We start from the raw sequence: 9,062 nt of genomic DNA, 5'->3' as shown, positions 1-9,062 counted from the left end.
GGCGGCCTCCGTCTCGGAAAGACGCGCGCGCGCCGCCTCGTCCGCCGCCGCGTCATCCGCCGCCTCGGGCCCGAGCGCCTCGATCGCGGCGCCGATCCGCTCGAGGCTCGTCGCGGCGTCGGCCGCCATGGCGCTCTCGCGGGCGCCGTCGCGCTCGATCTGTGCAAGACGCTGGACGAGCTCGGCGAGCCGCTTGCGCGCCCGCGCCTCCTCGCCCTCGAGCTCGCCGGCCGTCACCGCGATCTTGCGCAAGGCGGCTTCGGCCTGGGTCGACGCCTCGCGCGCCGGGCCGAGCGCATGGCCCGCGACCGCCTCCGCGCGCGCCGCCTCGCCCTGCGCCCGGGCGGCGTCGGCGACGCCCGCAAGCGCCTTCGCCTCGGCGGCCTCGGCGGCGAGAGCGCCCTCGGCTTCCAGGCGATGCCGGGCGACGAGCAGGGCCGCCTCGGCCTGGCGGATCTCCTCGGTGAGCGCCCGGTAGCGCTCGGCCGAGCGGGCCTGCCGCTTCAACGCCTCGGCGCGCTCGCCGAGCTTCACCAGCACGTCCTCGACCCGGGCGAGGTTCGCTTCCGCGCCCTCGAGGCGGCTCTCGGCCTCGCGCCTGCGGGCGTGGAGCCCCGCGATGCCGGCGGCCTCCTCCAGGATGCGGCGGCGCTGGTCGGGGCGGGCGTTGATGATCTCGCCGATGCGGCCCTGGCCCACCATCGAGGGCGAGCGCGCGCCCGAAGAGGCGTCGGCGAACAGCAGCTGCACGTCGCGGGCCCGCACCTCGCGTCCGTTCACCCGGTAGCTCGAGCCGAGACCGCGCGAGATCTTGCGGCTGACCTCGATCTCGGCCGCGTTCTGAAACGGCGCGGGCGCGAGGCCGGCGGAATTGTCGAGGATCAGCGAGACTTCGGCGTGGTTGCGCGCCGGGCGGCTGGTGTTGCCGGCGAAGATCACGTCGTCCATGCCGGAGGCGCGAAGGCTCTTGAACGAGCTTTCGCCCATCACCCAGCGCAGCGCCTCGACGAGGTTCGACTTGCCGCAGCCGTTCGGCCCGACGACGCCGGTCAGCCCCGGCTCGATCGGCGCGTCGGTGGCGTCGACGAAGGTCTTGAAGCCCGCAAGTCTGAGGCGCGTGAAGTTCATTGGGGGATTTTAGCGCGAAGGCCGGCGGGGCGCTTAAGGCGCGGAGGGCCTTTCCACGGGAATCGAACCGCAAAGCCGCGGCCGCCGATTACGTCGTCCGTCGGCAGTCGCGCGACCTGAACACCGTGCTGAGGCCCCTCGGCTGGGCGCGCCATGTGAGACGCGTGTCGCCGCCCGAAGCGGCCGAGAACACAGCGTCATTGCCCGAGAGCCTCGCGGCGAACGCCTCGCCGCCGACCACGACCTCGTAGAGCAGCACGATCTGCAACGGGGCGAGGCGCTCCATATGGGGCCGAAGCGTCTCGCATAGCGCCGCATGGGTCTGGCGAAGGTCGTCGTCCTCATGGAGCAGGACCCAGACGGGAAGCTCGCCATACTGCGAATGCAGCTCCCCGACGGCCTCCTTCCAGCGCGTTCCGTCGCCGGCCGCGAGATCCCTCAGTGCGGCGTTCGCGAGCGAGAATTCTCGCGCGACGTCGAGATCGATCGGCCTCTCGGTCATATGGTCGCCGGCCCTGATGGCCGGATCTTGAGGCGTTTTACGCCAGGGCGGCGGCGCCTGCCCCCTCCACCACCCTGCGGGTGGTCCCCCTCCCCCGTCTTCGACAGGGGAGGATCCGCGCACAGAACGCGCCCCCTCTCTTGATCCTCCTCTGCGAAGCGGAGGAGGGGGACCATCGCGTCAGCGATGGTGGAGGAGGCGAGCGCTATCGCTCAGGAAAAAGCAGCCCGAGCCTCAGGCCTTCTTGTCGACCAGTGGGTCGATGATCTTCTTGAAGTCCTCGAAGCTCACGGCGCCGCGCTGGATCTTGCCGTTGATGAAGAACGTCGGGGTCGAATTCACCCCGAACTTCTCGGCCGCGCGCGAGCGCACCCAGTTCACGCCGTCCAGGATCTCCTGGTTGGACAGGCACTGCTCGAAGCTCTGCTGCGACATGCCGATCTGCCTGACGAGATTCTGCAGCCCCTCCACCGGCTTGTCGGCGTAGGCCCACTGCTTCTGCTCCTTGAACAGAAGGTCGACGACGGCGAAGTATTTGTCGTCGCCGGCGCAGCGCGCGATCATGAAGCCCGCGGCCGAGAGCGGATCGAGCGGGAATTCGCGCAGGATGAAGCGCAGCTTGCCGGTGTCGACGTATTCGGCCTTGATCTTCGGGAAGGTGTTGAGCGCGAACTGGGCGCAGTGGCCGCAGGTCGTCGAGGCGTATTCGATCATCGTGACCGGCGCGTCGTCCTTGCCTTCGGCCTTCTCGCCGAGCGGGCCGGCGACCAGCAGCTCCTGCGGGTCGGGGGCCTGGGCGAGGGCTTCGCCGAGGAAGCCGAGCTTCGGCGCGAGCGAGAGCGCCGCGAAGCCGGCGGCGGTGACGGCTGCGGTCTCGAGAAGGCGGCGGCGGGTCAGGGTCACGACGGATCCTCGCGGTCGGGCCGCCGGGCGGCCGTGCGATCTTAAAACGTTCTGGCGCGCGAAAGTCGCGGGCCACGGCTCTTTTCGCAAGAAGAATGTGGCGTGAGCAAGTTGGACGGAGGTCGGCCCGCCGTCACGCCCTCTTGAACCAAGCTCCTCAGCGCCTCGACCGGGCGAGCGCCGCGCCGCCGAGGCGCCTCAGCGCGTCCGCCAGCCCCTCGTCCTCGATCGTCGCGGTCGCGGTCTCGACGCGGCCGCGCTCCTCGGCGGTCGGCTCGGGCGGCCGGGGCGGGACGGGCTTGCGCCGCCGCAGCTCCGCGACCGGGCCCTGCCGGATCTTCACCTGACCCACGCAGGGCCAGCCGAGATGGGCGTTGACCCGTTCGAGAATCTCGGCCGAACGGTGCTGGATCTCGAGCGCGAACGCGCCCTCGGCCCGCACGGTCAGCGTCGCGCGCGGCGGGGCGGCGTCGGGATCCTGCGCAGGCGCGCGGGCCGGGACGCCGAGCTTCTGCGGCGCCGACACCGCGGCGAGCTCCGGCCCGACGATCTCCGCCCAGCGCGACACGATCTCGGCGCCCGCAAACCCCTGCCGCGCGGCCGCGGGGCCCATGGCTTGCGGCAACAGGTCAGACAGGCGCTTGGTCGGACGCGGCTTAAGCATCGTACTTTGGAATCCGATCATGTGGCGGGCCGACCTTCCGCCCCCGCGTTTCACCGAGTCTAGACCTTGGCCGCAGCCGCACAACCCAAACCCGAGCCCGCCGCGCTGCTCGCCTGGTACGATTGTCATCGCCGCGCGCTCCCGTGGCGCGCCGCGCCGGGCCGCCGCACCGAGCCCTATCGGGTGTGGCTCTCCGAGATCATGCTGCAGCAGACGACGGTGAAGGCCGCCGGCCCCTATTTCCTGCGCTTCCTCGAGCGTTTTCCCGACGTCGCTTCGCTCGCCGCGGCCCCGCTCGACGACGTGCTGAAGCTCTGGGCGGGCCTTGGCTATTATTCGCGGGCCCGCAATCTTCACGCTTGCGCCAAGGCGGTGGTCGAGCGCCATGGCGGGCGTTTCCCAGGCAGCGAGGCGGAGCTGCTCGCGCTGCCGGGCGTCGGTCCCTATACCGCCGCCGCCATCGCCTCGATCGCCTTCGACAGGCCGGCGACCGTGGTGGACGGCAATGTCGAGCGTGTGGTCTCGCGGCTCTTCGCCGTGGCGGCGGAGATGCCGGGCGCCAAGCCCGAGATCCGGCGGCTCGCCGCGACGCTCGCGCCGAAGAGCCGCCACGGCGACTTCGCGCAAGCCACGATGGATCTCGGCGCCACGATCTGCACGCCGCGAAAGCCTGCTTGCGCGCTCTGTCCGTGGAGCGCGTCCTGCGCCGCCAGGGCGGAAGGCGCGCCCGAGACCTATCCGCGCAAGGCCAAGAAGGCCGCCAAGCCCACCCGCCGCGGCGTCGCCTTCGTCGCGACCCGGCCCGACGGCGCGACGCTGCTGCGCGACCGTCCGCCCAAGGGCCTGCTCGGCGGCATGGCCGAGATTCCGACCGGGCGCTGGGCCGAGGACGTCGATCTTTCCGCGTCCGGCGAGACGCTCGCGGCCGAGGCGCCGCTTTCGGCGCGCTGGCGGCGCGTTCCGGGAGCCGCCGCCCATGTGTTCACCCATTTTTCGCTGGAGCTCGCGGTGATGACGGCGGAGGTCGGCGCCGACGTTCCGGCCCCGACAGGCGCGCGCTGGGTGCAGGCCGGGGATCTTCCGGGCGAGGCGCTGCCGACCGTCTTCCGCAAGGCGCTCGTCCATGCGAAGAGCGCCGCCATGACAGACGCCCCGATGACAGACGCCCCCATCCGCCGCCGCGCCGCGCGATGACCGCCGCCGCGGAGCCGATCGCGCCGTCGCGGCGCACGCTGTGGCGCGCGCGCCTGGCGACGCTTGCGCTGTTCTTCGTCTGCGGGGCGGCTCTGGGCGTTTGGGCCGCCCACATCCCGCTGCTGAAATCGGGTCTCGCCCTCGACGATTCGACCCTTGGGCTCGTGATGCTCGCCATGGGGATCGGCGCGGTGGTCGCGATGCCGTGCTCGGGCGCGCTGATCCACCGCTTCGGCGCCGTCGCGGTCTCGATCGCCTCTGGGCTCGCCATCGCGGTCGCCCTGGCCCTGCCGCCCCACATGCCGGATCCGGTCACGCTCGGCCTGTCGGCCTTCCTGCTCGGCCTCTCGCTCGGCGGCATCGACATCGCCATGAACGCTCATGCGGCCGCGGTCGAGAAGGCCTTCGGACGACCCATCATGTCGTCGATCCACGCCTTCTTCTCCATCGGCGGCCTGTTCGGGGCGGCGGGCGCGGCGGGTCTCGTCGGGCTTGCTGTCGGGGCCAAGCTCGGCATGGGGGCCGGCGGAGCGGTCGTCGCGCTGATCGTCCTGGCGGCCGCGCGCTTCCTCGCCTTCGAGGACAGGCCGGAGACGGAGGGCGGCCACGGGCTGAGGCTTCCGAGCCGCGCCGTGCTGCTGCTCGGGCTGCTGACCGTCTGCTCGTTTCTTTGCGAGGGCGCGATGATGGAGTGGAGCGCGCTGTTCCTGCGCGACGTCGCGGGCGCGTCGCTCGGACTTGCGGCCGCCGGCTACGCCGCCTTCTCCGCCACCATGACGATTGGGCGCCTTCTCGGCGACCGTTTCGTGGAAGCGCTCGGCCCGGCGAGGGCGGTGCAGCTTTCGGGAGCGGTCGCGGCGGTTTCGCTGCTGGTCGTGACGTTCGCGCCGAACCCGTGGGTGGCGTTCGCCGGCATTCTCGCGGCGGGGCTCGGCTTCGCCAACATCGTGCCGCCGCTGTTTTCCGCCGCGACCCGCGCGCCCGGCGTCGCGCCCGCGGCCGCGCTCGCGATGGTGGCCTCGATGGGCTATTCGGGCGGCCTGCTGGGACCGCCGGCCATCGGCTTCCTGTCGGACGCCTTCGGCCTGCGCTTCGGCTTCGGCCTGCTGGTCGTCGCCGCGGCGATCGTCGCGCTCTTCGCGCGGCGGACGATCAGCCCGCCTTCTCCTCGGCCCTGACCGTCTCGCGGAAGGCGTCGAGCACGACCAGCCCCTTCGGCCCGGCGACGTGCCAGAACGTCCAGCCGTTGCAGGCCTCGCGCCCCTGCGCGATCGCGCCGATGCGGTGGATCGAGCCGACCACGGAGCCGAGCGCAAGCGTGCCGTCGGCGCGCACGGTCGCCTCGTAGCGGCCGCGGTCGTCCACGAGCCGCGTTCCGGGCTTCACCAGCCCGCGCTCGACGACGGCGGAGAACGCCACCCGGGCGGCCTCGCGTTTCGCCGGCGCCTGGACGATGGCCTCATGCGCCTCCGGCTCGACCGCGTCGATGCGGGCCTTGGCGTAGGCGGCGTACTCCCGGTCGCGCTCGACGCCGACGAAATGGCGGCCGAGGCGCTTGGCCACAGCGCCGGTCGTGCCGGAGCCGAAGAACGGATCGAGCACCACGTCGCCGGGCTTCGAGGCCGACAGCAGCACGCGGGCGAGCAGCGCCTCGGGCTTCTGGGTCGGATGAGCCTTCTTGCCGTCGTCGCCCTTGAGGCGTTCGCCGCCCGAGCAGATCGGGATCAGCCAGTCGGACCGGGGCTGCAGATCCTCGTTGCCGGCCTTCAGCGCTTCGTAATTGAAGGTGTAGCCCTTCGAATCCGCGCCGCGCGCGGCCCAGATCAGCGTCTCGTGGGCGTTGGTGAAGCGGCGGCCCCGGAAGTTCGGCATCGGGTTGGTCTTGCGCCACACGACGTCGTTCAGGATCCAGTAGCCGAGATCCTGAAGCGCCGAGCCGACGCGAAAAATGTTGTGGTAGGAGCCGATGACCCAGAGCGTGCCGGTCGGCTTCAGCACGCGGCGCACCTGCAGGAGCCAGGCGCGGGTGAAGGCGTCGTAGGCCGAAAAGCTCTCGAACTGGTCCCAGGCGTCGTCGACGGCGTCGACGAGGCTCTGGTCGGGCCGACGCAGGTCGCCCTGAAGCTGGAGATTGTAGGGCGGGTCGGCGAAGACGAGATCGACGGACGCCGCCGGCAGCTTCTCGAGCTCCGCGATGCAGTCGCCGATCAGGATCCGATCGAGCGGCAGATCCGGGTGAAGGGCAGGGGCTTCAGTCGAGCGCGCGAGCGCCGCTCCGTTCCGCCGATACGCCATGTGGCCGCCGTCCTGTTTACGCTTTGACGGCCCCGAGTCTCGCTTTGGTAACGTAAAGGCGGACTCAAGAAACAGGGTGAACGGAAGGTTGACGGCGTCCGCGGCTGAAACGGACCGCGAGACGCCCGCTCGGCGCGGGCTCCTCGGCATGAGGCTCGCCCGTCTTGGGGTGAACCGCCCTTACGGCTCGAGAAGGCCCGAGGATCGTCTTGAAGCGCGCAGTTCCGGTTCGCGCTTTACGCTTCGTCAACCACGACCCGGCGTGATGGTCGTCCGATCACACGTCGCGGAGAGCGCCATGACGACGATCAGCGTGGGACAGGCGATGGAGGTCATCGCCACCCAGGCGGCCGACTACGCCGTTTCCGACAGGCCGGACCTCGACGAGCGCACCTATGCGCTTGCGGACTACATCTCGGCCTCGATCGACGGGCCGAGCCTCAACGGGCTGCGGTTCTTTGAAAGCCTGTTCGAGCGGCTCGACGCCGCGACGGAGGCGATGGAGCAGGCCTCGCCGGGCAGGCGGGGGCGTCCGGAAGGCGAGGAGCTCGAGAGCCAGAAACTGTTCTTCGCCGCGATGACCCACGAGTTCCGCAACCGCTTCGTCGCGGCGGCGGCGGCCTGACCGCCGGATCAGTCGATCCAGAGGCCGTGGCGCCTGTGCCAGTCCTCGATCGACTCGTCGGGATAGAGGTCAAAGCGCTTGTCGTCTAGGCCGACGTTCGGGTCGACCCACTCTGGTTTGAAGCGCAACATCAGATGCGCGCGCGCCGGCGGCTTCGGCAGCTCGGTGTCGACCGCCGAGGCGAAGGGATGGACGAGGTCCGGCCAGGACGGGTCGTAGAGCCAGAGCGCCGTCGCACAGCGCGGACAGAAGTTGCGCTCGCCGGTCGAGGTCTCGCAGATCCCGTCCTGGTCCGCGATTTCGGCGCGGTAGACCGCGGGCCTCATCTCGCCTGAAACCTTCAGCGTGCGCGCGTCGGCGCTCAGATTGATGGCGTAGCCTCCGCCGCCCGCGGTCTTGCGGCAGATCGAGCAATAACAGAGCTGGTAGGGCGCCGGCCCGGAGCTCTCGACCACGAAGCGCACTCCGCCGCAGCGGCACGAGCCCTTGAGCGTCATCGGCATGGCGACCTCCTTCCCGTCACGGAAAGAAAAGGCCGTGGGCCGCAATCCGGTTCCGCCTCAGGCGGCGGCGATGAGCGCCGCGATCGGGGCGAAGCCGCGGCGATGATGGGGGCAGGGGCCATGGCGGCGCAGCGCCGCAAGATGCTCCGGAACGCCATAGCCCATGTGGCGCTCGAAGCCGTAGAGCGGGAATTCTTCCGCGACTCGCGCCATGATCCGGTCGCGCATCACCTTGGCCACGATCGAGGCGGCGGCGATCGACTGCACGCTCGCGTCGCCCGCCACCACCGCCTCCGCCCGGCAGGCGAGGCCCGGCGGAGCGACGTTTCCGTCGATCAGCGCGAGGTCGGGCGGAACGTTCAGCCCTGAGAGCGCGCGGGCCATCGCCCAAAGGGTCGCGCCCCGGATGTTGAGGCGCTCGATGGTGACCGTGGAGGCCGCCACGAACGAGACGCTGGCGCTCGCCATGATCTCCGGGAACAGCGCCTCGCGCCGCTCCCGGGTCAACGCCTTGGAGTCGGCGAGGCCCGCGGGGATGCGCGTGGGTTCGAGCACGACCGCGGCCGCGACGACGGGGCCGGCCAGCGGCCCGCGCCCTGCCTCGTCGACGCCTGCGACGAGGCGTGCGCCTGCGGCGATCGCGGCGGCCTCACGCGCGAAAGTCGCGGCGACGCGCGGAGCGGCGGCTCGGGTCTTCGGCCTGGAGATCTTCGCGACGTTTTCCATCGCGCGAAATTGGGCGATTCGCGCCCGGCGCGCGACCTCGGAAGTTCAGGCCGGCAGACGCGTCTGCCCCTCGGCGTCGGTCCAGAACGGGTTGTGGGCGAGCTCCCACAGATGGCCGTCAGGGTCCGAGACGTAGCCGGCGTAGCCGCCCCAAAAGGTCTTTTCGGCCGCCTTCACGAGATTGCCGCCAGCCGCCACCATGCGCACGACCGCCTTGTCGACGTCGCCCGGCGAAGCGAGGTTCCAGGCGAGCGACTGGGCGCGAAAGCCTTCGCCCTCCGCCTCGACGCCGGCGTCTTCGGCCAGCGCCTCGCGGCCGAACAGCGCGAGCGCCACGCCGCCGACGTCGAAGAAACTGACGCCGTCATTGCTCTGCGAGGATTTCACGAGGCCGAGTTGTTCGTAGAACGCCGTCGCCTTCGGAAGATCGGAGACGCCGAGCGTCACCAGGGTGAGGCGAAGCGGCAGGGGCATCGAAGCCTCGCTCGGTTACGCGGCGTGCGGCGCCCGTGAACGGTCCTC

General features: G+C 71.0%; 11 protein-coding genes. 3 read left to right on the top strand and 8 right to left on the bottom strand.

What is annotated here, in order from left to right; genetic code table 11:
- The 4 genes from ACFOWB_RS02140 to ACFOWB_RS02125 form a co-directional block, all read right to left on the bottom strand.
- Positions 1 to 1,128, bottom strand: a 1,128-nt coding sequence (locus ACFOWB_RS02140; protein ID WP_378145418.1) for an AAA family ATPase, incomplete at its 3' end; no start/stop codon positions are given.
- A gap of 88 nt (positions 1,129 to 1,216) precedes the next feature.
- Entirely contained in the window at positions 1,217 to 1,630 is a 414-nt protein-coding gene (locus ACFOWB_RS02135; RefSeq protein ID WP_261401539.1) for a hypothetical protein, read from the bottom strand.
- A 234-nt stretch (positions 1,631 to 1,864) separates the two neighbouring features.
- Positions 1,865 to 2,533, bottom strand: a complete 669-nt coding sequence (locus tag ACFOWB_RS02130) for a DsbA family protein (protein WP_261401540.1) — start codon at positions 2,531 to 2,533, stop codon at positions 1,865 to 1,867.
- A 157-nt stretch (positions 2,534 to 2,690) separates the two neighbouring features.
- Entirely contained in the window at positions 2,691 to 3,197 is a 507-nt protein-coding gene (locus ACFOWB_RS02125; RefSeq protein ID WP_378145415.1) for a DUF721 domain-containing protein, read from the bottom strand.
- Between the two features lie 66 nt (positions 3,198 to 3,263).
- On the opposite strand from ACFOWB_RS02125, the gene mutY reads away from it, so the two are divergent.
- Together mutY and ACFOWB_RS02115 are read left to right on the top strand one after the other, a co-directional pair.
- On the top strand, positions 3,264 to 4,391 hold the full coding sequence (mutY, locus tag ACFOWB_RS02120; RefSeq protein ID WP_378145413.1) for an A/G-specific adenine glycosylase: 1,128 nt from the start codon (positions 3,264 to 3,266) through the stop codon (positions 4,389 to 4,391).
- Complete coding sequence (locus tag ACFOWB_RS02115) at positions 4,388 to 5,569, top strand: MFS transporter (RefSeq protein ID WP_261401542.1); 1,182 nt, start codon at positions 4,388 to 4,390, stop codon at positions 5,567 to 5,569. Before mutY ends, ACFOWB_RS02115 begins: the two co-directional genes overlap by 4 nt.
- On the opposite strand, the gene ACFOWB_RS02110 is transcribed toward ACFOWB_RS02115, so the two are convergent.
- Entirely contained in the window at positions 5,544 to 6,686 is a 1,143-nt protein-coding gene (locus ACFOWB_RS02110; protein ID WP_261401543.1) for a site-specific DNA-methyltransferase, read from the bottom strand. The two genes, ACFOWB_RS02115 and ACFOWB_RS02110, sit on opposite strands and share 26 nt — an antisense overlap.
- Before the next feature lie 298 nt (positions 6,687 to 6,984).
- Between ACFOWB_RS02110 and ACFOWB_RS02105 the strand changes: the two genes are divergently transcribed.
- A complete protein-coding gene (locus ACFOWB_RS02105) occupies positions 6,985 to 7,311 on the top strand; it encodes a hypothetical protein (RefSeq protein ID WP_261401544.1) in 327 nt (108 codons plus the stop codon).
- 8 nt (positions 7,312 to 7,319) lie between these two features.
- Here the strand turns inward: ACFOWB_RS02105 and ACFOWB_RS02100 are convergent, their stop codons facing one another.
- Genes ACFOWB_RS02100 through ACFOWB_RS02090 form a run of 3 tightly spaced genes read right to left on the bottom strand, consistent with a single transcriptional unit; the run spans position 7,320 to position 9,014 of the window.
- On the bottom strand, positions 7,320 to 7,814 hold the full coding sequence (locus tag ACFOWB_RS02100; RefSeq protein ID WP_378145410.1) for a GFA family protein: 495 nt from the start codon (positions 7,812 to 7,814) through the stop codon (positions 7,320 to 7,322).
- A gap of 57 nt (positions 7,815 to 7,871) precedes the next feature.
- Positions 7,872 to 8,540, bottom strand: coding sequence for a ribonuclease HII (locus ACFOWB_RS02095; RefSeq protein WP_261401545.1), 669 nt, complete (start codon positions 8,538 to 8,540; stop codon positions 7,872 to 7,874).
- A gap of 45 nt (positions 8,541 to 8,585) precedes the next feature.
- A complete protein-coding gene (locus ACFOWB_RS02090; RefSeq protein ID WP_261401546.1) occupies positions 8,586 to 9,014 on the bottom strand; it encodes a VOC family protein in 429 nt (142 codons plus the stop codon).
- Positions 9,015 to 9,062 lie beyond the last annotated feature (48 nt).

The sequence above is a fragment of the Chenggangzhangella methanolivorans genome (assembly GCF_042648545.1).
Lineage (GTDB): Bacteria > Pseudomonadota > Alphaproteobacteria > Rhizobiales > Methylopilaceae > Methylopila > Methylopila methanolivorans.
This window is presented reverse-complemented; position numbering and strand designations above follow the sequence as displayed.